The 26,295-nt window shown below is 47.1% G+C and carries 20 protein-coding genes; 10 read left to right on the top strand and 10 right to left on the bottom strand.

The features are described from left to right. Nucleotides 1-7: 7 nt before the first annotated feature. Together E4V70_RS08960 and E4V70_RS08955 are read left to right on the top strand one after the other, a co-directional pair. Nucleotides 8-3,085, top strand: coding sequence for a cytochrome c biogenesis protein CcsA (locus E4V70_RS08960; RefSeq protein ID WP_122862757.1), 3,078 nt, complete (start codon nt 8-10; stop codon nt 3,083-3,085). Beyond that, nucleotides 3,085-3,516 (top strand): fatty-acid--CoA ligase, encoded by a 432-nt coding sequence (locus E4V70_RS08955; RefSeq protein WP_122862756.1) that lies wholly within the window; start codon nt 3,085-3,087, stop codon nt 3,514-3,516. The genes E4V70_RS08960 and E4V70_RS08955 overlap by 1 nt, the downstream gene beginning before the upstream one ends. Nucleotides 3,517-3,665: 149 nt before the next feature. Here the strand turns inward: E4V70_RS08955 and E4V70_RS08950 are convergent, their stop codons facing one another. The 4 genes from E4V70_RS08950 to E4V70_RS08935 all read right to left on the bottom strand — a co-directional run bounded on the left by E4V70_RS08950 (nt 3,666) and on the right by E4V70_RS08935 (nt 7,982). Then, complete coding sequence (locus E4V70_RS08950; protein ID WP_122862755.1) at nt 3,666-4,163, bottom strand: phosphatidylglycerophosphatase A family protein; 498 nt, start codon at nt 4,161-4,163, stop codon at nt 3,666-3,668. Between the two features lie 581 nt (nt 4,164-4,744). Further along, nucleotides 4,745-5,929, bottom strand: coding sequence for a sulfate adenylyltransferase (locus tag E4V70_RS08945; RefSeq protein ID WP_122862754.1), 1,185 nt, complete (start codon nt 5,927-5,929; stop codon nt 4,745-4,747). Continuing rightward, on the bottom strand, nt 5,907-6,833 hold the full coding sequence (locus E4V70_RS08940; protein WP_122862753.1) for a response regulator: 927 nt from the start codon (nt 6,831-6,833) through the stop codon (nt 5,907-5,909). The genes E4V70_RS08945 and E4V70_RS08940 overlap by 23 nt, the downstream gene beginning before the upstream one ends. Before the next feature lie 18 nt (nt 6,834-6,851). Then, on the bottom strand, nt 6,852-7,982 hold the full coding sequence (locus E4V70_RS08935; protein ID WP_122862752.1) for a bifunctional 2-C-methyl-D-erythritol 4-phosphate cytidylyltransferase/2-C-methyl-D-erythritol 2,4-cyclodiphosphate synthase: 1,131 nt from the start codon (nt 7,980-7,982) through the stop codon (nt 6,852-6,854). A 99-nt stretch (nt 7,983-8,081) separates the two neighbouring features. Between E4V70_RS08935 and thiC the strand changes: the two genes are divergently transcribed. From thiC to E4V70_RS08905, 6 genes are all read left to right on the top strand, one after another. Next, nucleotides 8,082-9,416, top strand: coding sequence for a phosphomethylpyrimidine synthase ThiC (gene thiC, locus E4V70_RS08930; protein WP_122862751.1), 1,335 nt, complete (start codon nt 8,082-8,084; stop codon nt 9,414-9,416). Then, on the top strand, nt 9,406-10,506 hold the full coding sequence (locus tag E4V70_RS08925; protein ID WP_122862750.1) for an Mrp/NBP35 family ATP-binding protein: 1,101 nt from the start codon (nt 9,406-9,408) through the stop codon (nt 10,504-10,506). The genes thiC and E4V70_RS08925 overlap by 11 nt, the downstream gene beginning before the upstream one ends. Before the next feature lie 77 nt (nt 10,507-10,583). Beyond that, nucleotides 10,584-10,850: an ACT domain-containing protein gene (locus tag E4V70_RS08920; RefSeq protein WP_122862749.1), complete on the top strand. Its 267-nt coding sequence runs from the start codon at nt 10,584-10,586 to the stop codon at nt 10,848-10,850. Between the two features lie 9 nt (nt 10,851-10,859). Beyond that, a complete protein-coding gene (locus E4V70_RS08915; RefSeq protein WP_122862748.1) occupies nt 10,860-12,197 on the top strand; it encodes a PFL family protein in 1,338 nt (445 codons plus the stop codon). A gap of 110 nt (nt 12,198-12,307) precedes the next feature. After that, a complete protein-coding gene (locus E4V70_RS08910; protein ID WP_122862747.1) occupies nt 12,308-13,000 on the top strand; it encodes a cytochrome-c oxidase in 693 nt (230 codons plus the stop codon). 362 nt (nt 13,001-13,362) lie between these two features. Then, nucleotides 13,363-16,632 (top strand): S8 family serine peptidase, encoded by a 3,270-nt coding sequence (locus tag E4V70_RS08905; protein WP_122862746.1) that lies wholly within the window; start codon nt 13,363-13,365, stop codon nt 16,630-16,632. 138 nt (nt 16,633-16,770) lie between these two features. Here the strand turns inward: E4V70_RS08905 and E4V70_RS08900 are convergent, their stop codons facing one another. The 4 genes from E4V70_RS08900 to E4V70_RS08885 form a co-directional block, all read right to left on the bottom strand. Further along, nucleotides 16,771-17,601, bottom strand: coding sequence for an alpha/beta hydrolase (locus tag E4V70_RS08900; protein WP_122862745.1), 831 nt, complete (start codon nt 17,599-17,601; stop codon nt 16,771-16,773). Continuing rightward, nucleotides 17,598-18,455 (bottom strand): radical SAM protein, encoded by an 858-nt coding sequence (locus E4V70_RS08895; RefSeq protein ID WP_122862744.1) that lies wholly within the window; start codon nt 18,453-18,455, stop codon nt 17,598-17,600. Before E4V70_RS08895 ends, E4V70_RS08900 begins: the two co-directional genes overlap by 4 nt. A gap of 234 nt (nt 18,456-18,689) precedes the next feature. Next, nucleotides 18,690-19,757 (bottom strand): GGDEF domain-containing protein, encoded by a 1,068-nt coding sequence (locus E4V70_RS08890; protein WP_122862743.1) that lies wholly within the window; start codon nt 19,755-19,757, stop codon nt 18,690-18,692. Beyond that, on the bottom strand, nt 19,747-20,913 hold the full coding sequence (locus E4V70_RS08885; RefSeq protein ID WP_232037856.1) for a GGDEF domain-containing protein: 1,167 nt from the start codon (nt 20,911-20,913) through the stop codon (nt 19,747-19,749). Before E4V70_RS08885 ends, E4V70_RS08890 begins: the two co-directional genes overlap by 11 nt. Nucleotides 20,914-21,061: 148 nt before the next feature. Here E4V70_RS08885 and E4V70_RS08880 point away from each other — a divergent pair, with 148 nt between their 5' ends. Together E4V70_RS08880 and E4V70_RS08875 are read left to right on the top strand one after the other, a co-directional pair. Then, the gene (locus tag E4V70_RS08880) at nt 21,062-22,651 is read left to right on the top strand and encodes an ABC-F family ATP-binding cassette domain-containing protein (protein WP_122862741.1); all 1,590 of its coding nucleotides are present in this window, start codon (nt 21,062-21,064) and stop codon (nt 22,649-22,651) included. Between the two features lie 313 nt (nt 22,652-22,964). Next, nucleotides 22,965-23,213, top strand: coding sequence for a chemotaxis protein (locus E4V70_RS08875; protein WP_122863150.1), 249 nt, complete (start codon nt 22,965-22,967; stop codon nt 23,211-23,213). Nucleotides 23,214-23,782: 569 nt separating this feature from the next. Here E4V70_RS08875 and msrA read toward each other — a convergent pair. Together msrA and E4V70_RS08865 are read right to left on the bottom strand one after the other, a co-directional pair. Further along, nucleotides 23,783-24,895 (bottom strand): peptide-methionine (S)-S-oxide reductase MsrA, encoded by a 1,113-nt coding sequence (gene msrA / locus E4V70_RS08870; protein ID WP_122862740.1) that lies wholly within the window; start codon nt 24,893-24,895, stop codon nt 23,783-23,785. Nucleotides 24,896-25,592: 697 nt separating this feature from the next. After that, nucleotides 25,593-26,213, bottom strand: a complete 621-nt coding sequence (locus E4V70_RS08865) for an IMPACT family protein (protein WP_122862739.1) — start codon at nt 26,211-26,213, stop codon at nt 25,593-25,595. Between the last annotated feature and the right edge of the window lie 82 nt (nt 26,214-26,295).

Genomic DNA, 26,295 nt, shown 5'->3' with positions numbered 1-26,295 from the left:
ATCTGTTTTGAGCGAGTTAAAATCCCTATTTTTCAGTATGACGTCGGCCGTCGTGCTACTTGTTATATTTGCCATCGGTAGCGGCGCAGCGACGATAATAGAAAGCTACTACGACACAAAAAGCGCGTGGGCGGCGGTTTACGGAGCGAGTTGGTTCGCTTTAGTTCAGGTGCTTTTAGGCATAAATTTGGCTTACAATATTTTCAGATACAACCTTTTAAGAAAAGAAAAACTACCCGTTTTGATATTTCACGTTAGCTTTTTGTTCATGCTTTTAGGCGCGGCGATGACACGATATCTAGGCTTTGAGGGCAACATCCACATCAGAGAAAACGAAACCTCAAACGCGGTATTCGGATCCGTTTCTAGGATAGAAATCGCAGCCGAAAAAGACGGTCAAATTTACTCAAACTCAATCCCGAAACAAATCACTTCCGTCGGCTCAAACGACTTTAACTTACCGCTTGAAATCGCGGGTAAAAAAGCAAATTTAACCTTTGACGGATACTACAAAAAGGCCGAAACCGAGTACTACGAAGCGGAAAAAGGCGAGCCGCTAGTTAGGCTTGCGGTCTCAAGCCCGGACTCAAAAGAAGAAATAAGCCTGCAAGCCGGCGAAACTCGCGAGGTGGGCGGCGTTAGCTTTGCATTCGACGCGCAGCCGCTACTTGAAAATTTCGTCAAAATCGAGCTAAAAGAGGGCAAATTTTATCTAACATCAAACCAAAATATCGGCTACTTTACGATGGCGACCAACGAAAAAGGCGAGTACGCGAAAGACCAAGCGACCGAGTTTTTACCGATGCAGCTCTATACGGTCACGGACGTAAATTTCGTTCCAAAATCATTGCTAACCAAGGCGGCCAAGCGAGTCGTGAGCAAAAACGGCGAATACGACGCATTGGTGGCAAATTTGACCTTTGACGGACAAACTCAGCAGCTCATGCTCTATGAAAACAGCTACATACCTGCTAAAGCTAAGATCGACGGCGTGCTTTTTAACGTTTACTGGGGCTCAAAGATGGTCGAACTTCCTTTTTCTTTAAAGCTTGAAGACTTCGAGCTTAAGCGTTATCCGGGTTCAAATTCGCCGATGAGCTACTCTAGCGACGTCATCGTCGAGGACTCTAGGACCGGAAACTACCCGTATAAAATTTATATGAACCACGTACTAGATCACGACGGATATAGATTTTTCCAAAGCAGCTACGACCAAGACGAGCTTGGCACAGTACTATCCGTAAACCGCGACCCGGGCAAGATTCCGACCTACGTCGGATACTTTTTGCTAGGGCTAGGACTATTTTTTAACGTCGTAAATCCTCGCTCGCGCTTTAGAAAACTAGCTAAAATGATAAATGAAGACGCCGTGAAAAAAGTCGCTAGCTTCGCGCTAATCGCCTGCTTTACGGCATTTGCCCCAAGCAAAACCTACGCGGTCGATAATGCTAGAAATATCGACGCAAACCACGCCAAAGAGCTTTCCACGCTAATCATCCAAAGCGCCGACGGTAGAATGAAGCCTTTTGATACCGTAGCAAGGGAAATTTTAAACAAAATCCACCGCGGCGATACGCTAGACGGCCTAAACGCAAACCAAGCCATACTTTCGATGATGGTAAACGCCCCGTACTGGCGCGACGTGCCGATAATCTACGTCGGAAATAAAGAGCTAAAAAAGCTAATCGGCATAGACGAAAAGGCCAAATATGCGAGCTATAACGACTTTTTCGCAAGCGATAAAGACGGTAAAATCATCTACAAACTCAACAAATTTGCCGAAGCCGCAAACCGCAAAACTCCGGGCGAGCGCGGAACGTTCGATAAAGACCTGCAAAAAGTGGACGAGCGTCTAAATATCCTTTATATGGTGTTTATAGGCGAAGTCTTTACGATGTTTCCAAAGATGGACGATCCAAACAACAAATGGTACGGTATAGCTTCGGCTATGATATATCTCCCTAAAAACGAGAGCGAGGCAATCGGCAGGATGCTAAGAAGCTACTTCACTAGCGTTGCCGAAGCTACAGAAAACAACAACTGGCGCCGTGCAAATCAAGCTCTAGCCGAGATAAAAACCTATCAACAAGAGCACGGCAAAGCAGTCATCCCAGGCGAAAAACGCGTCGAGATGGAGCTGTTTTTTAACGAATATAAAATTTTCGAGTCGCTAACGCCGATATATCTTTTGGCAGGATTTGGGCTTTTATGCTTCGTGTTTGCCAAGATGGCAAGGCCTAAACTAAATATAAAATGGCTATTTGGTATCGTTTACGGAGTAAATATCTTGGCGTTTTTACTACACACTTTCGGCATCGGCATACGCTGGTATATTTCCGAGCACGCGCCGTGGAGCAACGCCTACGAGTCGATGATATATATCGCTTGGGCGCTTAGCTTATCGGGCCTCGTGTTCTCGCGCCAAAGCCCGATAGCCATGGCGCTAACCTCGATTTTAGCGGGCGTTACACTATTTGTTGCGCACCTTAGCTGGATGGATCCGCAGATCACCACTCTAGTGCCGGTGCTTCAGAGCTACTGGCTAACGATCCACGTATCGGTTATCACGGCTAGTTACGGATTTTTGGGACTTTGCTCGCTACTTGGTATGTTTACGCTCGTGCTTTTTGCTCTGCAAGGCGGCAAAGAGCATAAGGAAATTTCGCGAAATATCCTAGAGGCCACGCGTATAAACGAGATGGCGATGATACTAGGCCTTAGCCTACTTACGATGGGAAACTTCCTAGGCGGCGTTTGGGCGAACGAAAGCTGGGGTCGATACTGGGGTTGGGATAGCAAGGAGACGTGGGCGCTGGTTTCTATTTTAGTTTATGCGGCGGTTTTACACATCAGATTTATCCCTAAGCTAAACAGCCAGTACGCATTTGCCGTGACTTCGATGTTTGCTTATTGGTCGATCATAATGACCTATTTTGGCGTCAACTTCTACCTAAGCGGCATGCACTCGTATGCTGCGGGCGAGCCGATACCGGTGCCTACTTTCGTATGGGTGGGCGCGCTTTTGATGGTCTTGATCGCGGTTTTGGCGTACTTTAGAAAGCCCGATAAAACGATAAAATTATAATGAATCAAACCCTCATAATAGCGATTTTGGCGGCGATTTTTTTAATAATCGTCGCCGCGCTAATTTTTCTCGTCGTCAAATTTAAACACGGCGACAAAACTACTCAAAATGCACCCGCGGCAAAAGAGGAAAAAGAGCTCACCCTGCAAGATCTAATCAACATCGCCGGCAATCCAAAAAGCGATAAAAACGATCTTTTTGCGGCTTTAAAAATTTTCGCCGCCTCGTTTAAAATCCCGTCCAAACAAAACGGCAAAGCCCCAAGCGACGCAAAAGCTTATCTAAATTTCATCACGATTTTGGCCTCTCACAAAAACGCCGACGCAAAACTGATAGCCTTTATGAGCAACGAGCTAAAAAAGAAAAATCCCGAATACGTAGCCGAGATAGACTACTACGAACAGCTTGGAACCTCGCAAAGAAAAAAGTAAATCAGGTGTCAAATTTAACGTCGCCGTTTGATTTTTAAAGCAGACGATTTTATTTTTACCCAAACAAATTTGACGCAAAAGTAGCGCTTGAAAGGCAAATTTAAGTCAAGAATCAAAAAAGCGCCTTGGCTTTGAGAGCCACTACGATTTTATTTCACAAACGGCAGTTCAAATTTGACCCACTCGTAGTCAAGTCCGATCTTCGTCGCGGCCTCGTAGCAAATCGCGCTAAGAAGCCCTGCAAAAAGCCCTGCTAGCATATCGTCGCCCATCACGCCAAGCCCGCCCTTGACATCCCTATCGATGCGTCCTATCACGGAAGGTTTCCAGATATCAAACACCCTAAAAAATAGAACCGAGAGCGCAAACTGTACAGCCGTAGCGCCGCTGATAGATATCGCCAACCAAACGCCCGCAACCTCGTCTATAACGATGCTGCCGTGATCGTGTACGCCGGTTTTTGCTTCATAATCGTCGATAATCTTTATGCTATACAAAAAAAGGCAAATCGAAACCAAAAATAGCGTGGAAGCTGGCAGGATCGTCAAAATCCCAAACGCCGCGATCGCGCCCGCTAGCGAGCCGACCGTGCCGGGAGCCTTGGGGCTTAGGCCGGCGCCAAAAAACGTTAAAAACAACCTTTGCATAATTTTCCTTGAAATCAAATTTAAATCATAAACGGCGCATTTACTCGCCGATTTTTAGCGCGATTTTAGCAAATTTAGCTTGCAAATTTCAAAATTTATGCGCTAAATTTGCGGCAAGCTCGGATATTTTCAAATTTGCAAGCACGAGCCGCTAAATTTGAAGCAAAAGCGCAAATTTTGCTCTGACTTTTCGGCTCGTAAAATTTGACGGCAAACACACCCGCACTCTGCACGAAAACCCGCACCCTGTAAGCGTCAAATTTGACGCCAAATACGGCACGACGTCTCTTGCAAACAAAGCCGCAAGCTTAACACCATAAATAAACAATACTAAATTTTGAGTTTTTACGGTGCGGGTCTGGGCGAGTAAATTTAAAGCCCGAATTTACAAAAACTTGGTTATAAATTTGGGCGCAAGAATTTTAGGCGCAGTATCGTAAGACAAATTTAAATGCCTTACTTCGCCTACGGCTCAAATTTAGTAAATAAAAGACGCACAGCCTACGTAGCTATATCGTTAACGACTCCGCCAAAAATGCCTGCTAGACGAGCCGCTTTTACCAAAGTCGCCGAAAGCAAATTTAAGTCAGCGACGTCGTCTGATAAAGCTTCATCAAGTTTTCGTAAAACTCTCTCTCCGTCTGCTTTTCGAGCAGTCCGTTGCTAGGAAAAAGATCGTCGCAAAGCTTTTGGATATTTTCAAATCGGTTCGGGAAAAGCTCGCTCAGTATCATCGCCGAGATGTCGCGCCGCATGAGGATCGCAGGCGGCAAGATACCCGCTAGCAGCAATGTTTTTAGCGTCTGCGCGTGGTATTTGATGTGGTGGTGCTGGCCGTGCGGGCAGGTCTTGGTGCTAACTAGCGTCTTGCACTCGTCGCAGTAGACGAGCTCGGGCAGCACGACGATATCCAAATTTAGATCGTTTTTATAGCGCTCTAGCACCGTGTGAGCGACGTTGTGATCGTAAAACATCCCGATACCCGCGTGATTTTGTCCGACTATGAGCTTATCCGCACCCAGCCTATGCGCCGCGATGCACTCCAGCGTCGGATTTAGGTGCGAGCTAAAGAGATTTGAGTTCTCAAAAGGCACGATGATCAGGCGGTTTTTGGGGATGTAGTTTTGGATGAAGTATTCTAGCACGCTTTTTTTGAGCGCGAAGCTCATCATCTCGTCCGCGCCGTGGCTTTTTAGTAAAAATAGCAACACCAGATCAGACTTATCTATCGTCATCCTGATCAGGCGCTCGTGCGCGCGGTTAAAGGGCTCCGCGGTTAGCATGATCGCCGAGACCTTGCGGACGTTTTGCTCTCGTTTAACCTCTTCGATGAGCTTTCTTACCTCGGCCAACTTATCGTCGTAGATCTTGATCTCGCCGCTCACGGCTAGTTCGCCGCTTTGGCTTTGCTGTGCGGGCGCGGCTTCGTTCGCGCGAAAGATATTTTGCGAGCTTTTTTCGGCGTTAAATTTAAATACCTCGCCGACCTCGATATACCCCACGACCTTGCCGCCGTTGATAAGCTCGATATGATCGCCCTTTGCGGCGTTTTTTATCGTTTCTTGATTGCGCTTGCCGTGCGGCGCAAAGACGAAAGTATAGGGCATCGGCTCGCCGGCCAAAAAGCCCGTCTCATAGATCTCGTTCGCCTCTTTTTCGTTCATTAGGCGGTTAAATTTGCTAAAAATTTGATTTTCTATGAGATCAAGCGCCCCGAAGGCCTCGTCGTTTATCCAAACGGCGTTATTTTTTCTTGACGACGTCATATTTTTTCCTCTTTTCCCAAAGCGATTTGCGCGAGATGCCTAGCTTTTTACTAAGCTCGGTATCGGGGTATTTGTCCTGATAGTTTACGATGATGTGCTTGATGTAGTCGTCGATCGTCAAAATTTCGTCGATTTGGAAATTTTTCTCGTCGCTTGCGATGTTTAGCGTCTCCATCGGCGCTTCTTCGTTAGGATTGGTCGAGCTTGCGATGAGCTTGCGTTTAGCGGCGAGAGATACGATCTGATTTTTGGCCTCTTGGCGTAAAATTTGAAAATTTGAAAAATATAAAAGCGTGCGCGGATTTGCCGCGGCTATGGCCTCTACGTCGATGCCTGGCTCTAGCGGGACGTATTTGAAGCTCAAATTTAGCGCCTTTGCGTACTCGAAAACGAAATTATCGGCGTTTATCATTTTATTGCACTTTATGAGAAGTGGTAGCTTTATGCGCTTAAAGTCGAAATTTAGCGCCGAGACGGCCTTAAAATGATAGTTTAGGTAGTCCTGATAGGTTTTTATAAATGTTTGCAGGCGCCTAAACTCCTCAAAATGTTTGATCTTTCGCACTAGCTCCTCGATCATAAACGGCTTTTGTATGTAGTCGCTAGCACCCGCTTTTATCGGGATCGAGACGGTGTCGTTGCTGATGTACGTGATGAGCAGGATGACGACGGAGTCTTTAAATTTTTGTATGATTTTTAGCGTGTCGTCGCCCGCAAACGCGCTAGAGAGCAGCACCACGTCAAAGTGTACGTCCTTTGCGCCCTCCTTTGCCTTCTGCTCGGGCTCGCTTTTCATCGCCTCCGCCGCGCTCCTTGCTATCTCGCACTCGTAGCCTAGATTTTCTAGCTTTGATGCGATGCTTTGGGCTAGGTAGATTTCGTTTTCTATTATCAAAACTCTCATTTTTTTACTTTCGTTGTTTTATTTTTGCGTCCAGTCGTAAATTTTTAGACTCGCCGACGCCGTGGCGGCTATACCCTCGCCTCGCCCCGTAAAGCCTAGCTTCTCGGTCGTCGTGGCCTTTACGTTTATGCGGCTCGGGGTTAAATTTAGCGCATTTGCGATGTTTATTTCCATCGCGGATTTAAATTTACTAAGCTTCGGCCTCTCGGCGATAACGGTGACGTCGGCGTTTATCAGCTCAAAACCGACGCTTTGAACGAGCCTATATGCTTCTTTTAGTAACATAGCCGAGTCCGCCCCCTTAAATTTATCGTCGGTGTCGGGGAAATGCTCGCCTATATCGCCCAGCCCGGCCGCTCCCAGTATCGCGTCGATAAGCGCATGGATAGCTACGTCGCCGTCGGAGTGGGCCTTTAAATTTTTTTCAAAAGGGATTTTTTCGCCGCCGATTGTTACGAAACTTCCCTCTTTTTTCTCTTCTTCAAAGGCATGCACGTCAAAACCGTTGCCGACGTAAATTTCGCTTGACGGCGCGCTAAGGCCGTAAATTTTGGCTAGATCGTCTTTAAACGTGATTTTTCTAGCGTTTTCGTCGCCTTGCACGTACCAAATTTTACCGCCCGCAGCCGCTATCGCCGAGCTATCGTCGGTGTAAATTTGACCTGATTCAAGCGCGCTTTTTAGCATCGCCGTGCGCGAGAGCTGCGGAGTTTGGATGAGCTTGATCTGCTCTCTATCGACGACGCCCACGCCTAGATAAACGGTATCGGGCACCTTTAGCGCAGGCACGACGCAGTCGGCGTTTTGGATGCCGCCTATTATGCGAGAAAAAAGCTCCGCGCTAATCATCGGACGAGCGATATCGCTAACTAAAACAAATTCGCTTTGAACGAGCTCAAGAGCGTTTTTTAGGCTCTCTTGACGCGTCGCGCCGCCTTTTACGAAGCGGTACGACGGGGCAAATTTGCTCATATATTTTTCCTCGTTTGAGGCGATGATTATCTCTTTAAAAGCATAATGCGAGCTTAAATTTTTAGCGGCAAAGAGCCATAGCGGATCGCCTCCGACGCGCAACCACTGCTTTTTAACGGGCATTTCAAAACGGCTGGAGCTTCCGGCTCCGAGCATTATCAGCGTAACGTCTAGCAAAATTTCTCCTTTGGCGAAGTGTTACGATATTATACATCCTAAAAGCTTGTTTTTATCTTTTTTGAGTAAGATTAGAACCAAAATTTTAAGGAGCGAAACATGAAAGAATTTCGGGTCAAATTTGACTCCGCCGACAAAACTCCGACGCAGATGTACTATGCCAAAAAAGGCGTCATAACGCCCGAGATGAGCTACGTAGCGCAGGTTGAAGCACTAAATCCCGAGCTCGTTAGAAGCGAGGTCGCCGCGGGCAAGATGATAATCCCCGCCAACATCCATCACGCAAATTTGCTCCCGATGGCGATCGGCAGGGAGGCCAAAACCAAAATCAACGCAAATATCGGCAACTCAAGCCTAAGTAGCGATATCGACGCCGAGCTTGAAAAGCTGCAAATTTGCCTAAAATACGGCGCCGACACGGTCATGGATCTAAGCACGGGCGGCGATTTGGATATGATCAGAAGCGCTATAATCGCAAACTCGACCGTCCCTATAGGCACCGTGCCGATGTATCAGATCATCCACGATATAAAAGAGGTCGAAAATTTGAAGGCGGCGGACATCCTAAAAACGCTTGAAAAGCAGGCTCGCCAGGGCGTTAGCTACTTTACGATACATGCGGGGTTTTTACTCGAATTTATGCCGCTGGTCGCAAAACGCAAGATGGGTATCGTTAGCCGCGGCGGTAGCCTAACTGCCAGCTGGATGATGCACCATCATAAAGAAAACCCGTTTTACGAGGCCTTTGACGATATTTTAGAAATTTGCGCCGCTCACGACGTCGCGCTGTCTCTAGGCGACGGGCTGCGTCCGGGCTGCCTATACGACGCGACCGATGAAGCTCAGCTTAGCGAGCTGCGGGTTTTAGGCGAGCTAACGCTACGCGCATGGGAGAAAAACGTGCAGGTGATGATCGAGGGACCGGGTCATATTCCTTTAAACCAAATAGAGTATAATATGAAAATCGAACGCGAGCTGTGCCACGGCGCGCCTTTTTACGTGCTAGGACCGCTGCCTACGGACATCGGCGCAGGGTACGATCACATCACTTCGGCTATCGGCGGGACGATGGCGGCCTTTTACGGCGCCTCGATGCTGTGCTACGTGACGCCTAAAGAGCACCTTGGTTTGCCAAACGCAAACGATGTGAGAGAGGGCATCGTAGCGCACAAGATCGCCGCTCACGCAGCCGACGTCGCGCTAGGCAAGGCTGGCGCGATAGAGCGCGATCACGCGATGAGCGACGCTAGATACGCTTTTGACTGGAACAAGCAGTTTGAGCTAAGCCTAGATCCCCAAAGAGCACGCGAGCTACACGATGAGAGCTTGCCGCAAGAGTCGTTTAAAAAGGCGGAATTTTGCTCGATGTGCGGGCCTAAATTTTGCGCGTATAAAATTTCAAAAAATCTAACGAAGGAGAAAAATGTTAAGTAAAGAGGATGTCTTAAATAGACTAAAAGGCGTGATATATCCGGGCTTTGAGAAAGATATCGTGAGCTTTGGATTCGTAAAAAACGTCGAAATAGGCGAGAAAATTTTAATCGAGGTCGAGATCGTAAGCTCAAATCCGGACGTAGCAAACGAGCTGCGAACCGATATAAAGCGCGTGATGGGCTCAAACGAGTGCGTTGTTAGCATCATCCAACCAAAAATCCCAGAGGAAAAAAGCAACACACAAAGCGGTAAAAACATCGCTCCGCAGATCAAAAATTTCGTAATGGTAAGCTCGGGCAAAGGCGGCGTGGGCAAGAGCACTACGACGCTAAATTTAGCTATCTCGATGGCGAAGCTAGGCAAAAAAGTAGGCATCCTAGACGCCGACATCTACGGTCCAAATATCCCTAGAATGCTCGGCGAAGTGGGCACTCAGCCTCAAGTCGTCGGCAACAAACTAAAACCGATCCTAACTCACGGCGTCGAGATGATGAGTATGGGCGTACTAATGGAAGAAGGCATGAGCCTCATCTGGCGCGGCTCGATGATCATGAAAGCTATCGAGCAGCTGCTAAAAGACGTATTTTGGAGCGAGCTGGACGTGTTGTTTCTGGATATGCCTCCGGGAACGGGCGATGCGCAGCTAACTCTGGCTCAAAGCGTACCGGTGACTGCTGGCGTGTGCGTCACGACGCCGCAAGTGGTAGCGCTAGATGATAGCAAAAGAGCACTTGATATGTTTGAAAAGCTTCACATACCGATCGCCGGCGTGATAGAAAACATGAGCGGATTTATCTGCCCTGAAAGCGGCAAGGAGTACGATATATTCGGCAAAGGCACGACCGAGGAAGTGGCAAAAGCCTACGGTACCGAAGTGTTAGCCCAGATCCCTATCGAGCCTGCCGTTAGAGTCGGCGGAGATAGCGGCAAGCCGGTGAGCTTTTACGAGCCAAACTCGGTTACGGCTAAACGCTACGAAAAAGCGGCGGCTAGGCTCTGGGAGATAATCGAGAATATCAACGATGACGGCGGCGCGGACAACTCGTCTATCCAGCCCGTGATGGACGGCAAGAGCGCTTGCTCGAAGTAAAATTTAAAATCTAAAGCCCAAATTTACTCAAATTTGGGCTTTAACTCTCGCAAATTTACAAATTTAGGAGAACGACGATGAAAGCGATCGTAACAGTGATCGGTAAGGACAAGGTTGGCATTGTGGCGGGCGTTTCGGCTAAGCTAGCGCAGCTTGGGCTAAACATAGACGACATCAGCCAGACGGTTTTGGACGAGTTTTTTACGATGATGGCGGTGGTTTCCAGCGAGCAAAAGCAGGACTTCACGGCTCTACGCGAGGAGCTAAACGAGCTAGGCGAAAAGCTAAAAGTAAAGATCAACATCCAAAGCTCGGCGATATTTGACGCCATGCACAACATCTAAGGCGCACAGATGGACATCAAAAACGTAACCGAAACGATCGCGATGATCGAGGAGCAAAATTTCGACATCCGCACGATCACGATGGGCATCAGCCTGCTTGACTGCATCGATCCCGATATCGACAAGGCGGCGGAGAAAATTTACGCCAAGATTACCGACAAGGCGCGCGATCTGGTAAAGGTCGGCAATGAAATTTCAGCAGAGCTTGGCATCCCGATCGTAAACAAACGCGTCTGCGTAACGCCTATCGCCATCATCGGCGCGGCGACGAATGCCTCGGGCTACGTCCCGCTGGCAAAAGCGATGGACGAGGCGGCACAAAAGGTCGGTATCGACTTTATCGGCGGCTTTTCGGCACTAGTGCAAAAGGGCTACGCAAAGGGCGATAAAATTTTAATCGACTCCATCCCCGCCGCGCTCGCCGCGACGCAAAAGGTCTGCTCGTCGGTAAATATCGGCTCGACCAAGACGGGCATAAATATGAGCGCGGTCGCCGATATGGGACGCGTGATCAAAGAGACGGCGAGGCTTTCCGATCTAGGTGCGGCAAAGCTGGTCGTATTTGCCAACGCCGTCGAGGATAATCCCTTTATGGCGGGCGCATTTCACGGCGTGGGCGAGGCCGAAGTCGTCATAAACGTGGGTGTCAGCGGCCCCGGCGTCGTTAAGCGCGCACTTGAGAAGGTGCACGGTCAAAGCTTTGACGTGGTTGCCGAGACCGTGAAAAAGACGGCGTTTAAGATCACGCGCATCGGACAGCTCGTAGGACAAATGGCGTCCGAGCGGCTGGGCGTAAAATTTGGCATCGTCGATCTATCATTAGCTCCGACTCCGGCGGTGGGCGATTCGGTCGCGCGCGTACTTGAGGAGATGGGACTAGAGCGCGTCGGCACGCACGGCACGACGGCTGCGCTTGCGCTGCTAAACGACGCGGTCAAAAAGGGCGGCGTCATGGCCTGCAACCAAGTAGGCGGGCTTAGTGGCGCGTTTATCCCCGTCTCCGAAGATGAGGGCATGATCGCCGCAGTGCGCGCAGGCTCGCTAAATTTAGAAAAACTCGAAGCAATGACCGCGATCTGCTCGGTGGGGCTTGATATGATCGCGATCCCTGAGGATACGCCCGAGCAGACGATCGCCGCGATCATAGCCGACGAGGCCGCGATCGGCGTGATAAATCAAAAAACGACCGCCGTGCGCATAATCCCAAAAGGCAAAGAGGGCGATACGCTGGAGTTTGGCGGCCTGCTCGGAAGCGCGCCCGTGATGAGCGTAAATAAAAACTCCTCGGCAGACTTCATCGCTCGCGGCGGCCAGATACCGGCACCTATTCATAGTTTTAAAAACTAAATTTATAAAGTCCGCTCAAATTTGCGGACTTTATACTTTCAAATTTATACGCGACGTTTAAATAACTTTTAGTTAAAATAACGCCAAAAATTTACGTCAAGGATCTATAAATGAAAATTTTAAGTTTTTTAGCGGCGCTTTGTTTTGGCGCGGCGGTAGCATCGGCGGCTGGTGACGGCAAGGTAAAAAGCATCGATATTTACGTGACGCCGTACTACTCGGCAAATGCCGGCAAGGCTGAACATGTAAAGGTTTACGACAAGATCGACGGTCTGCTAAAAAGCGGCACGCTAGAGGACTTTAAGAGCGCAGAAAAGATCGTGCAGGACGCTCCGCAGATGGTCACGCCGATGACTCTTTTCGTACTTTCGGCTCGCGCTTACGATCTTGGCCTGCGCGACGATGCGGTGTTTTGGTTTTACAACGCCAAAAATCGCGCGATCTTGTTAAGAGAGATTATAAATTTAGACGACGGTAGATTTTTTGAGGTCAAAAGCGCGATAGGAGCGTTTATAAAGCTAGTTGGCGACGTGGTAAATCCATACGCGTTTTGCGACATCAAAAAGCAGCAAGATATCGCCGCAAAGTCGCTCGAGTGGAGCAAGGCAAACGTCTATGAAGCTATGTTTTTACCGGAGTTTGCGTCGCCTCACGCAGATAGAAAAGAAGCTCTCGCAAAAGCAATCGAAGCTCTAGAAACACGCGCGCAAAAAGAAAAAGATTATTTTTTGGATGATGAAAATTTGGCTAAATTTAAAGCCATACGCAAGCAAAACAAAACCGACGAGAGATTTTGTTTTTAAAAAGCCGTTTTAGATTTTACTAAAACGGCACAGATTTGTATGTTGACTGCCTCTATAGTCTGTTTAAACAAATTACGCCAAACTATCACAAATCGCCTCAATTGACCGCAATATATCACCCCAACACCATCAATACCAAAGCCGTATAAATAATCAAAACAATACTCAATACCTGCATATAAATACTTAATCAAACTCAATAAGGCTACATTTAAAAATTATATTTACTATTGACTATATCAAATCTACTTTTATTAACAAATACTTATATATTTAATACAATATAATAATAATCTTAAATATTTAATTAATATTTTAGTTTAAACATTTTATAATTTCATACTTTTATACAAAGGAGTAAGATGTATTGTTCTAATTTTAAGAAGGCATTTGTGCTCTCGATGGTAACATGCGGCCTTTTATTACCAAGTATTTGCGAAGCGCAATATATAGAGCCTGGTAAAATAGGCGACATAAAAAGTTGGGAAACAGACGAGTATAAAGCGTACTGGGGTCTAGGTGGCATGAACGCATCGGTAGCCTACGCCAAAGGCGCCACTGGCAAAGGAGTAAAACTAGGAGTGGTAGATTCTGGTATGCTTCTAAGCCATCAAGAATTCGCAGGCGGCAGGATTACAGGAACGACCGCGAAGGGCGAATACTCCAAAAACGGTATGCGTTATCCAGATGCAGAATACGGCAACGCGCCCTTTAAACAAAAAAATAGCGATGAAAAAGATAGGACAAATAAGGGTGAATTTAAAAAAGGGCAAAAATTTGAAACCAACGGGGATTGGATAGCGGGCGTAAATGACTCTCACGGCACGCACGTAGGAGGTACGATAGCTGCAAACCGCGACGGAAGCGGCACGCATGGAGTAGCATGGGAATCAAGATTATACTCTGGAAATACGGGCGGAAACGACGGCATGACCTACGGCCCAAATCAAGGCTACGGATACTTCTATGCCGTATATAACGAGCTTGCTAAATCAGGCGTAAGAGCGATAAATAATAGCTGGGGGTCAAACAGAAGAGTAAATTCCTCCTACCCTGGAGCAGAGGGCTACAGCGGCACCCCCGGCACGGCAACAAATCCTACTGAGCCTAAACATCATCTATATTTAAGAGATCTAAATGCAGCCAAAAAAGCTTATTATCAGTTCGTAGCGGACGGCCAAAAAAATTTTATGGACGCCGCATACGAAGTAGCAAAAAAATACAGAATAATCCAAGTTTTTACCGCAGGTAACAGAGACGGTATGGAAGAATCCTACACAAGAGCGATGCTGCCGTATTTTCGCCCCGATGCTGAAAAACTATGGCTAAACGTAACAGGACAAACTGAGAACAGCACTCAAAGGTTTAACACTGCTGGACACTCCAAGTGGTGGACTATAGCAGCACCCGGAACAAAGATAAAATCACCTGTCGTAGACGTAAAAACCGGCAAGGCAGGATATGACTCCTGGGGCGGTACGTCGATGGCAGCGCCCCATGTAACGGGAGCTTTGGGCGTCATAATGTCTAGATATAGCTACATGACCAACGAGCAGGCAAGAGATGTCTTACTAACGACGGCAAGACAAACAAAGTACTCGTTCAAAAAGAATGATACCAGCAAGCTTTCGGGCTGGACGAGCGAGCATGGAGTACCTGATAAGAGATGGGGTTGGGGCATAGTAGATATCGGTAGAGCAATGTTTGGGCCAGGTCAGTTTTTAGGTAAATTTGACGTAAATATGGACGTAGATGATGTCTGGTCTAACGACATCTCTGATAAAGCTATAAAATTTAGAAAAACCGAGGACGATGTGGATGCGGCGGTTTGGGCGGCGCGCAAAGCACAGCTCGATGCCAAGGGTGGAAATTTGACCGCAGAAGAAAGAGCCGAATACAACGTAGAGCTAGCCAGAGAACAAGCAAGAGCATATAGGGCAGCGGAGGGCTATAAAGGAACGCTTATAAAAAGAGGTAGCGGCACGCTTACGCTTGCCGGCGATAACACCTATAGCGGCGACACCGTCATAAAAGATGGGCAGATCACGGCGCTAAATCAGTCTTTAAAAAATAGCAACGTGATAGTAGAAAACGGCGGCGCTTTAAAGATAAAAAAGAGCCTAACCGTCCAAGAGGTCAAAACCGATATGCTCCAAAAGCCGAAAGAATTCATAAACAAAACTAGAGCCGCTACTTCAGATACCGTCACGGCGACGATAAAGCAAGGCGGCAGATACGTCATATCACATCCCGGCATAGTCGGCATGTCTTCGGCAGGAGCTACGAATTTAAACCTTACGTTTGAAAAAAACTCTATCGTAGATCTAGAAAATCCTCTTTTTGAAGACGCACAAAAGATGTATAAGGATCCTACAAAATCAAAGAAATATTGGGTTGAAGGTAGCTTCCAAGGCTATGATCAAACGATATTAAGAGAATATGCGTTTTTTGATTTAGTTAAAAATTTTAACGATTCCAAACTAGAGCTCACCGTCAAGAAGAGCAGTAAGGGCATGGTGGATTTCGCAAAGAGTAAAAATCAAAAACTTATCGCCGCCGCAATCGAAGGCTCAAGTAATCAACCTGCCCTATTGAGCGCCTTTAGAAGTAGGCCTGCAGTACTAACGAGCGATCTGTATAGAAATTTCATCTTCGCTACGCCGCAGCAAGCCTCCGATACACTCAAAACATTTGCAAACGAAGCAAATTTTGCCGCTCAAAACGCAGCCGTGATTGATAATATATTGATCCGAAACGCCGTTTTAAACCGCAAAAGAGACTTTAATGCATTAAACATGGACGATAAAGAGACGGGAATTAACTTCTGGTCGAACACTGCAGGAAACGTCATGAAATTCGACTCAGACGAAGGAAGCGGAGAATTTAAATCCACATCCGTGACGCAACTTTTCGGCTTAGACGGTGCGCTAAATGAAAGCTTAAGGCTGGGAGCCGTGCTGGGTGCAGGAAAAAGCAAGACCAAAGAAGACGGTAGCAAAGAATTTGACCATACAAATAAACACGTTGGTATTTATGCGCAAATTAGCCTAGAATCTGTCAAATTTGATCTAGGTACCGTATATACGGACATAAAGCGCAAAAAAACCGGCAGCTCTACGATAGTTCAATACACGGTAAACAATGCCGCTAAAAGCAACGAAAAGCTTGTCAACATGTTTGCTAGCGCGACATACGGCGGCTTTAATGGCGAAAATTTCGAGATAAATCCGTATCTGGGTGTTTCCCGTATCTATGCTAGAGCTGGCGGTATAAGTGAAAACGTAGGTCCGTTTACGATGAGTACGGATAAAAAATCTAGAAATATGAATATCCTAACAGCGGGCATTAGTCCGAGCGTGCCGTTTAAAATAGGCAGCATGAATTCGTCTGCACAGTTTGATCTAGCCTATAATAGATTTTTCGGCGACACCAGACCTGGTGCAGGAGTAAACGTCGCGAGTGCCGGATATGTGGATCTAGAAGGCAAAGAGATTAAAGATTTCGCCACCGTGGGTGCCGGCGTGGAAACTATGATATCTAAAAACACAAGTCTAAGGCTATCATACATCGGTGCATTCGGAAACGACGTAAAATCAAATAGCTTAAACGCCAAGATTGAGATTTCATTTTAATTTTAACAAGTTATCCGTCAAATTTTTTTGGCGGATAACTTAAGCCAAAGTATTTCAATACTCACATCCTCGCCGCAGCGCATGATATCCTACAAAATACCAGCCAATCGGCACCAATAGATTATCTGCAGCCCCACCCTACTCGCCAAGCCTCTGCGCTAATTTTTCCCAAAGCTCGCTTAGGCCTAGGATATCGTTGTGGCTGGCATTTAGCTCGTAAATTTTATCTCCCGGTTTTAGAAATTTAAGCAACCTGCGCGAGTTATCCACGCCGATTAGTTCGTCGTGCTCGCCGTGAAATATCGTCACCGGCCCGCCAAAACCGCCGACAAACTCAAACGTAGGGATTTTGTATTTGATTAAAAATTTCGGCACGAACGGCATTTTCTCGCGCGCTAGCTCCTCTAGGCCAAAATACGGCGCGATCAAAACTAGCCGCTTAGCGCCGTATTTCTGCGCCGCGCGAGCTGCCAATCCGCTACCTACCGAGTACCCGACCGCCGCAATCTCGCCCGCATCATACTCCCGCAAAACCAGCTGCATCATCGCGTCCGCATCCGCATAAAGCTGCTCCTGCGAGCCTATCTCGCCGCCGCTCTTGCCGTAGCCTCGGTAGTCAAACAGATAAAAATCATAGCCCAAATCCGTAAAATACCGCGCATACTTGCCCCAGCCTTGCAGATTGCCAGCATTGCCGTGGAAAAATATCGCCGCGCCGTTTTTCGCTTTTCGTTCGCCGTTCATATCGTGCCCGCCGTCCCCACTCTGCGCTAAAAATTTAAGCCCGCTTATCCACGTGCCATCCGCGTCTAGTCTTATCTCCTCAAACGGCCGATCAAAGCTAAAATCATGGTTTGGCTCAAGCTTGCTCGGGAAAAATATCAGCCTCTCTTGAAAAAAATAAAGCAGCGCCAAAAGCGCGATATATAGGATCAAAACTATAATGCCAAGCCGTAAAATTACGTTCATTTTCGCCTTTCAAATTTATCTGCGCCGGATTTTCTCCGCTCAAAAAATATCCTGACCCTCTCGCCGCTCTGGCTTCCGAATTTCTCCCGCGCGGCAAGCCTGATCTCATCCGCTAACCGCTCAAAATAGCCGTCCTCGCCGAAAAGATAAATTTGCTTATAAAGCGGCAAAAGCGCTGGGAAATTTCGCCCGATGAAGGATAAAATTTTATCGCGAAAATTCGGATAGAGATTTAGCCTATCAAACCAAATTTCATCCGCCGCGTCGCCGCAATGAGATATGATATCAAAAACGGGCGTGATCTGCGGAAAAATCGGCGCGACGAAGATATAGGTTTTTACTCCCGCGGCGCGCAGTTTTTTTATCGCTGCAATCCTTGCTGCTACGGAGCTTGCGCGAGGCTCCAGCGTGCGGCACAGTTTTTCATCTATCACGCTCAAACTCACGCCTACGCGGACGTTTGGCATGGTTTGCAGCAGGTCTATATCGCGCGTCACGAGGTTTGATTTGGTTAAAATTTGCAGGTTTATATCCGAGCCCGCAACCGCCTCGAGGACTTTGCGCGTAGCTCCAAAGCGCGCCTCATACGGGTTATAGCAGTCCGTAACCGAGCTCATAAATACGCGCTCGCCGCCGCGCAAGCCCGCAAATTTAACTAAGCCCGCCGCGTCAAAATCCTTCACGTCTAAAAACTCGCCCCACGCCTCCTCGTGCCCGGTGACGCCGCGCATAAACTCGGCGTAGCAGTAGATGCAGCCGTGCGGGCAGCCTACGTACGGATTGATCGCGTAGCCTCCGCTGCCGATTTTGGAGCGCGAGAGGATATTTTTTGCGCGGATTTTTGCGATGCGCATTTTTGTTTCGGCCTTTGATTGCGTGGATTTTATGAGGGATTTTAGCGAAATTTTACGGGCTCAACTCAAATTTGAACAAATTTGAGCGGCTACGAAAGAATTTTGAAAGCTAGGTTTTTGCTTTCAGAGGTCAAATTTAAACTCGTCAAATTTGACTTTGACCGCTAAATTTGACTCAAATTTGAGTAGCAAAAACGATAAAAATTTAAATTTGATCCGCTCCCGGAGTATGTTTTAAAGATAATTTCCGCCGAAAGTCTGAGCGACGACCTTATTTTTACCGCTATTTTTGCCTTCGTAGAGTAGCTTATCGGCTTGTTTTATCACGGTTTCCACTTCTTTTACGGCTTTGACGTTAAAGTTAACTAGCCCAAAGGTCGCGGACGTCTTAGCGCTCTTGCCTTCAAATTCTAGCTGAGTCTCGGCGATCTTGCGCCTGATACGCTCAAAAATATGCTCCGAGTTTTCGAGATTTATATCCGATAAAAATATTAAAAACTCCTCGCCGCCCCAGCGATACACCAAATCACCCTCGCGCAGACTGCTTTTTATCGCGTGCGCTATGATCTTTAGCGCCTCGTCGCCAAAGGCGTGCCCGTGGGCGTCGTTTAGTTTTTTAAAGTCGTCGATGTCGCACAGCACGATACTAGCATCTCCGCTCAAAAACTGCATGCGCGGCACGGCAAATTCGTAAAATGCGTTTCTATTTAAAAGGCTGGTGAGCGGGTCTTTGTTGGCTAGTTCGCTTAGCCTCTCTTGGCGCTCGAGCATATCTTGGCGCAGTTTTGCGCTAAATGTTCTAGAAAAATCAATAACCAAAATGATGACAATCGTAGCAATGATGATGAAATTTAAAACATAAAAAAACTCCGCCTGTGTTCCTGCAAGCTGCGAAGGAGTCTTTGCATAAAAATATAAAAACAAATACGCCGCGCCCTTGGCGTATGCGAAAAAGTTATTTACGCCCTTTGTCGCGAGACTTGAGAAAAACACCATGGACATAAGAGCTAAGATGATATTTTGAAACCCGTAGTCCCAGCCAAGAACGAGCGTGCAGATAAAAGCGTGAGCAAATATCTCGATCCTAACCGCCGCTACGGCTATGGCAGCCGTCTTTAGATCCCTCGCCATATAGACGCAAGCGGCATAAAGAGCGACGCTAATGACATTTAGGCAAGCTAGCAAAAGCTGATCTATGTAGATAAACAGCGCCAGATATATCGCGTGAATAAGCCCAAACGCCGCAAACATAGCACGAAGCTTGACGTAAAAGCCGTACCTCGCAAAAAGGTTAAGCAGCATCGCCGCATCCCTTAAATTTGACGCAGTTTTTACCGCTCCTCTTACCCTCGTACAAAAGCTTATCCGCGACGATTGCCATTTCGTTTAGACTCATCTCCCGCGCGCTTTTAAACACCGCAGCGCCAAAGGTTATGCCTATTTTTTTGCCGTCTGGAGAAGTGAGGGTATTTACATTTTTTAGCACTCTTTTTACCATCTCTTGGGCCGAAACATCGTCGTGTACTAAAGCTACGAGTAAAAACTCCTCACCGCCCCAGCGACACAAGATATCTTTTTCGCCGCGCGAGTTTTCGCGTAAAATTTGCGCGATCTGCTTTATCGTCTCGTCTCCAGCGTCGTGCCCGAAGGTGTCGTTTATTACCTTAAAATCATCTATATCGCCAAGCGCGACCAGCACCTTTTCATACGGAAAATATTCCGCTATCTCGTCAAACTGTTCCTGCGCATAGCGGCGATTATCAAGGCCGGTTAGAAAGTCAAATTTGCATGCGGACTCGAGTTTATCGTTTTGCGAGGCGACCTCGTTTATACTCTTTGCGTAAACCGAGTTTAGCGTGTTCGTACGGCGAGCAAACGATACGAATATCGCCGCAAACGTCACAACGAACATAACGCTTCCGCTAGCGCCTAAATTTACGACACCGAATTTATCCCTCAAAATATACAAAACGGCGTAAGCTACGGCTTCAGCGATGATGATGCCAAGTACGGTACGGTTTTTACCGATAAAAATCAAATAACTGGTCGCGATACCCCAAATAAAGAAATTTTCGTTGCCCCAGCCCCAGCCGTATAAAAATACGCCCAAAAATCCGTGGCATACGACCGTGAGATGGATAAAATTTGCCGCAAAGCCCGGATCGTCATCGTGGCAAAGCGCTACGTAAACGCTAACCGTCGCTAAAAAAATATAAGCAGCTAAAAACGCCGCCGGCACGCGCGCATAAATAGCAAAAAATAGTAAAAAAATTTGCAAGCAAGTAAAAAACCTAAGTAACGGAATAGCAATCGCCGCAAGCGCCTTTTCCTCGGCGCTTTGCTCAAATTTCGCCATCTGTACCCGAGCTTTTAGCTCTTTAAATCTGCTACCGTTTTTTTCGCACTCTTTCTCGTCATGCGAATTTTTTCGCAAGATTTTTCGCGCCGTTTCGGCCATAAGCAAAAAAGCTCCGTTTCTATAAATTTTGGCTCATTTTATCACATTTTTGTTTAAAAGTTTTTTGATCTTAGATAAGTGTTTATACTAATTTTAAACGATTTTTTGGCACAATCTAGAATTTTAAAAGTAAAATTTAAGGGTAAATATGCTTGAAGTCAAAAATTTATTAATGAGATTTAACGCGCAGTTGCTATTTGAGGACGTAAATTTAAAGCTCACTCGCGGCAACCGCTACGGTCTCATCGGCGCAAACGGCGCGGGAAAATCGACGTTTTTAAAAATCCTTGCAGGCGAGATCGAAGCAAACAGCGGCGAGATCGTCATCGAAAACGGGCTAAAAGTAGGCGTACTAGGTCAAGATCAGTTTGCGTTTGAAAACTTTAGCGTCAAAGACGCCGTGCTATACGGCAACAAACGCCTCTACGACGCAGTAAAAGAAAAAGAGCGCCTCTATATGAGCGAAGAGTTTACCGACGCCGTAAACGACCGTCTGGCGCAGCTTGAGATGATAAGCGCCGAGGAGGATCCTAGCTACGAGTACGAGGTACGCATCGAAAAAATCCTAAGCTCGCTTGACTTTAGCGACTTTGAAAAGCCGATGAGCGAGGTCGAAAACTCGGATAAATTTAAAGTCCTGCTCGCTCAAGTACTATTTCCAAAGCCGGACATTCTTTTCCTTGACGAGCCCACCAACAACCTTGATATCGATAGCATAAAGTGGTTAGAAAACGAGCTAAACCGCCACGAGGGAACGATGGTGCTAATCAGCCACGACCGCCACTTCTTAAACGCGGTTTGCACGCACATACTAGACGTGGATTTTAAGAAAATTAGGCAGTTTGCCGGCAACTACGACGACTGGTACATCGCCTCGACGCTGGTTGCCAAACAGCACGAGATGGAACGCGACAAAAAACTAAAAGAAAAAGAGGAGCTGGAGAAATTTATCGCGCGATTCTCGGCAAACGCAAGCAAAGCCCGCCAAGCCACGAGCCGCCAAAAGCAGCTAAACAAACTCGACATCGAGGAGATCAAGGTATCAAGCAGACGCGATCCTAGCATACTTTTCCGCACCAAGCGCGACATCGGCAACGAGATCCTAGAGGTGCGCGGCATCAGCAAAACATACGACAAGGTTTTGTTTGAAAATTTTAGCTTCAAGCTCGAAAAGAACGACAAAGTCGCTATCATCGGCGCAAACGGCGTAGGCAAAAGCACGCTGGCTAAAATCATCATCGGCGAGGTCGCTCCGGATAGCGGCGACGTGCACGTGGGCGCGACGATAGAGCCTAGCTACTTCGCGCAGGACACGACAAATAAAATCACCGGCGAACTCAAACTCTACGAGTGGCTGCAAGACGAAAACAACAAGGACCTAGACGAGATCCGCAAGTGCCTAGGCAGGATGCTATTTAGCGGCGCCGAGCAGGAAAAATCTGTCGGTAGCCTAAGCGGTGGCGAAAAACACCGCCTGATGCTAAGCCGCCTGATGCTAGAGCGCGGCAATCTGCTCGTGCTAGACGAGCCAAACAACCACCTCGACCTCGAAGCCATCATCGCTCTAGGCGAGGCGCTGTATAAATTCGGCGGCAACGTCATCTGCGTGAGCCACGACCGCGAGCTCATCGACGCCTTCGCTAACCGCATCATCCACCTAAAAGGCAACGGCGAGGTCGTCGATTTTAAGGGAACCTTTGAAGAATACGCCGCGATGAACGAGGGGGCGACGGCTTAAATTTTTGATTTTAGCTTTGATTTGGCGGGCAAATTTGATGCTCGCTAAATTTGAAAGCAAATCCAAGCGCCAAATTTAACTCGGTTTTACTGCTTGGATTTAAATTTTACCGCTTATCTTTTTAGCGGCTATTTATAAGGCTTGCGCTACGAAAATGCCGACATATTTTTCAAATTTACCGCTGCGTATTGTTTCTTAAGAATGAGATAAATATTTCTATGATAATATCTATCCATATCATTTACTACTGCGAAAAACAGCCAAATATAAAAGCAAATAGATGCGAATGTAGCAGCACAAGGAGAGAATGCTAATGGGTGAAAGCGTAAATAATTTACTACAAAAAAGCGATGAACTGATAGTAAATATGGTAAAAGAGGCTGGCGAGCTGGTTAAAAATTTTATCGAGCTATCAAAAAGCGACCCCATTTTTAAGGATTACTACCACGATTTTGCCGACGTCGGCGTGCAAATTTTTAAAATCCACGAAAAACTGCACGTCGATTTTGCAGAACTAAAAGAGTGCGAAGGAATAAAGGCGCTAAAAGAGTATAAAGGATAAACTTCCGCCAAATTTAAATCTCTTAAATTCTTTGGCAACTAGAACTTCGCTCGCACCTGCCGATATGTAAAGTAGCTCCTCCCACCTACACCACGAAAGGAACTACTGTATTTAGCGCGGATTTATATTTGGCTCGCCCAGACCCGCATCTTTAAGACGCTAAATTTAAATTAGTCAAATTTAGTTAAATTCTCTTCGTAAAAAACAACCGCTTGAGGTTGTTTTTTACTTTATTGTAAAGGGGGTGGGGGCTTGAATTACGAAGTCGCTCCCTTCCCCCCTTAACGATTCCCCAACCCCTACGACGTGAGAAGTTGCTGCGCTATGAGCAGTTTTATCTGGCGCTATCGCGCCGCAAATTTAAATCAATTTTGGCATTTTCAGGGCGCGGGTCTCGGTGCATCAAATTTGTAAATTTAAGCATAAAACAATAAGGCGAAGTATCTTGTGATGATTTTAAATGTTTTGAAGTAAATTTCGTCCCAAGACTAGACATGTAGTCTGTCGCAGGGCGAAATTTACGAAATCATTTAAAAGCGCTCGCGAGACAAGCCGTAAAAAAAGAGCCGTTATTTTTTAGAATACTGCGCGTCGAGATACGGTATCAAATACCCATACCCCTCCTTCTCCATCTCCTCCTTTGGCACAAATCTCAGCGCAGCGCCGTTTATGCAGTATCTTAGCCCTCCTTTGTCCTGCGGACCGTCGTCAAATACATGGCCCAAGTGCGAGTCCGACATCGCGGTCTTGACCTCGGTGCGCACCATACCGTACGATAGATCGGACTTTTCGGCGATTAGGCTTGCATCTATCGGCTTCGTAAAGCTCGGCCACCCGCAGCCCGCGTCAAATTTATCGTACGAGCTAAAAAGCGGCTGACCGTTGGTGATATCGACGTAGATGCCGATGCGCTCCTCGTCGTTTAGCTCGCTGCTGTGCGGACGCTCGGTCGCGGCGTGCTTTACTACGTCGTAGGAGATGGCGCTGAGCTCATTTTTTAGCGTTGCGTCGTCTTTGTTTTTGTAGTTTTGCAAATTTTGCTTCATATCGCGCTTTTTGTCGCTCAAAATTTCGCCCTTTTTAGGCAGGCTCTCGAAGGTCACGTGGCAGTAACCGTGCGGGTTTTTGTCCAGATAATCTTGATGATATTCCTCGGCTTTGTAGATATTTTCTAGCGGCGCGACCTCCGTTACGATGGGTGCTTTGTAGTTTTTTTGCTGCTCGGCGATAAAGGCTCTGATCGCCGCCTCGTCCGCCGCATCGGTGTAGTAGATGCCCGTACGGTACTGCGTGCCGCGGTCGCCGCCTTGCTTGTTTAGGCTGGTGGGATCTATGGTGTTAAAATAAAATTTGAGCAAATGCGGCAGATCGATCACGTACTCGTCGTATTCGACCCAGACGGCTTCGGCGGCGTTCGTGTCGCCCGTGCAGACCTGCTCGTAGCTAGGGTTTGGCACCTTTGAGTTCGCGTAGCCCGTGTAGGTGCTAACCACGCCCGGAAGCTGCTTGAGATAGGCCTCCGTACCCCAAAAGCACCCGCCCGCTAGCACGATCGTTTTGTTCGCGGTCGCAGACTCTTTTGTTTTATGGTTCATCTGTTCTCCTTGTAAATTTAAAAATATACCTAAAAATAGCGCCAAAGCGCCGACTATTCCAACTGTTTTTAACGTTTTGCCAAGCATTTTTGCTCCTTATGGCTTAAATTTTAGACTAAATTTGATTCTGGCAAATTTGACTTCAAATTTGACGGTTTTGCATTTTACGCACCGAGACCTGCATCTTGAAAATGCTAAATTTATCATCAAACACTAGATTTTCAAATTCTTTTTTTGGGAGGCGGAAGGGGCTTTACTTCGCCTGTGGCTCGTAACTGCGGGCAGACCTACTTACGAAGCGTCGCTCTCCTTTGCGTCGTGCTATACACTCGCCTTGTGCTTAGCCACACTTTGTTTGCTACTGTTAGGACGCACTCTCTCTGAGAGCTGCCAGAAGCAGACCCGCCCCCGTCTGCTTGCAGCTGCTAGCGCAGCGACGCAAAATCCCCACCATCCCCACTGCACGTGAGATGTTGCTGCACTGCGTGCAGGTTTAATTTCAGCGCTTACGCGCTTCAAATTTTAAATTTGCATTTTCAAGATGCAGATCTCGGTGGGTAAAATTTACAAATTTGACTTTAAATTTGATCGCAAAAAAGATAAGGCGAAGTATCGCGAGATGATTTTTCGAGTTTTGAAGCAAAATTGAGCGTGCGCTAGGCATATAGCCTGCGGAGTGAAAATTTTGCGAAATCTCGGAAAAGCACTCAAGAGACAAGCCTTAGCCAAATCGGCGAAATTATAACCGTCTAGCATAAACCCAACGTGAATTTTGCCTCTTAATTTACTCTCTCGCGGCTAACGGCAAGGCGTAGAAGCTAAACCCCTCCTGCTCAAACCCGCTCGCAAATACCTGAAATTCCTCAAATTCGGCGCTGTTAAACTCCGCTCGCCAGATCGCGCCCTCCTCGTTAAATTCTCGCTCAAAGCTTAGATTTCGCTTTTCAAAATAGTGCTCAAAGCGCGATCCCAGCGCATATGGCGTAAAAAACAGACAAAGCGATTTTATCTCAAATTTAACTAACGCGCCGCAGCCAGCGGCCTCCTCTATCGCCGCGTTTACCGCGGCCCCGTAAGCTCGCACGAGTCCGCCCGTGCCTAGCTTTATCCCGCCGAAATACCGAACGATGAGCGCGCCCGCGTTTATGAGCTGGGCGCCTCTAAGCGCGTTTAGCGAGGGTTGCCCGCTCGTACCCTTTGGCTCGCCGTCGTCGCTTTGATTTTCTACTATTTGCCCGTAGCCGTTTCGCTCGCGCAGCGCCCACACGACGTGCGCAGCCTTTGGATGCTCGGTCTTTAGGCGCTCGTGCAAGGCCTTAAACTCCGAAATAGGACACAAAAAACACAAAAACGTCGATTTTTTGGCTTCAGTTTTGGTCGATACGACCCGCAAAACCGTTTGCAAATTTCTCCTTTAAATAAAGCCCGATTTTAGCGAAATTTTAAAAATATTCTTATAAAATGGCGGCTAAAATGAAATAAGCTCT

Origin of the sequence: Campylobacter showae (assembly GCF_900699785.1) — a bacterium.
Taxonomy (GTDB): Bacteria; Campylobacterota; Campylobacteria; order Campylobacterales; family Campylobacteraceae; genus Campylobacter_A; species Campylobacter_A showae_D.
The sequence above is the reverse complement of the archived record's forward strand: the minus strand, read 5'-3'. Positions and strand labels throughout refer to the sequence as shown.

Coding starts and splice junctions, on each gene's coding strand:
- E4V70_RS08910 (WP_122862747.1), top strand. CDS start 12,308: ATGAAAATTTTAAGTTTTTTAGCGGCGCTTTGTTTTGGCGCGGCGGTA.
- E4V70_RS08885 (WP_232037856.1), bottom strand. CDS start 20,913: ATGGCCGAAACGGCGCGAAAAATCTTGCGAAAAAATTCGCATGACGAG.
- E4V70_RS08900 (WP_122862745.1), bottom strand. CDS start 17,601: ATGAACGTAATTTTACGGCTTGGCATTATAGTTTTGATCCTATATATC.
- msrA (WP_122862740.1), bottom strand. CDS start 24,895: ATGCTTGGCAAAACGTTAAAAACAGTTGGAATAGTCGGCGCTTTGGCG.
- E4V70_RS08950 (WP_122862755.1), bottom strand. CDS start 4,163: ATGCAAAGGTTGTTTTTAACGTTTTTTGGCGCCGGCCTAAGCCCCAAG.
- E4V70_RS08945 (WP_122862754.1), bottom strand. CDS start 5,929: ATGACGTCGTCAAGAAAAAATAACGCCGTTTGGATAAACGACGAGGCC.
- E4V70_RS08915 (WP_122862748.1), top strand. CDS start 10,860: ATGGACATCAAAAACGTAACCGAAACGATCGCGATGATCGAGGAGCAA.
- E4V70_RS08920 (WP_122862749.1), top strand. CDS start 10,584: ATGAAAGCGATCGTAACAGTGATCGGTAAGGACAAGGTTGGCATTGTG.
- E4V70_RS08925 (WP_122862750.1), top strand. CDS start 9,406: ATGTTAAGTAAAGAGGATGTCTTAAATAGACTAAAAGGCGTGATATAT.
- thiC (WP_122862751.1), top strand. CDS start 8,082: ATGAAAGAATTTCGGGTCAAATTTGACTCCGCCGACAAAACTCCGACG.
- E4V70_RS08895 (WP_122862744.1), bottom strand. CDS start 18,455: ATGCGCATCGCAAAAATCCGCGCAAAAAATATCCTCTCGCGCTCCAAA.
- E4V70_RS08880 (WP_122862741.1), top strand. CDS start 21,062: ATGCTTGAAGTCAAAAATTTATTAATGAGATTTAACGCGCAGTTGCTA.
- E4V70_RS08875 (WP_122863150.1), top strand. CDS start 22,965: ATGGGTGAAAGCGTAAATAATTTACTACAAAAAAGCGATGAACTGATA.
- E4V70_RS08905 (WP_122862746.1), top strand. CDS start 13,363: ATGTATTGTTCTAATTTTAAGAAGGCATTTGTGCTCTCGATGGTAACA.
- E4V70_RS08955 (WP_122862756.1), top strand. CDS start 3,085: ATGAATCAAACCCTCATAATAGCGATTTTGGCGGCGATTTTTTTAATA.
- E4V70_RS08940 (WP_122862753.1), bottom strand. CDS start 6,833: ATGAGAGTTTTGATAATAGAAAACGAAATCTACCTAGCCCAAAGCATC.
- E4V70_RS08890 (WP_122862743.1), bottom strand. CDS start 19,757: ATGCTGCTTAACCTTTTTGCGAGGTACGGCTTTTACGTCAAGCTTCGT.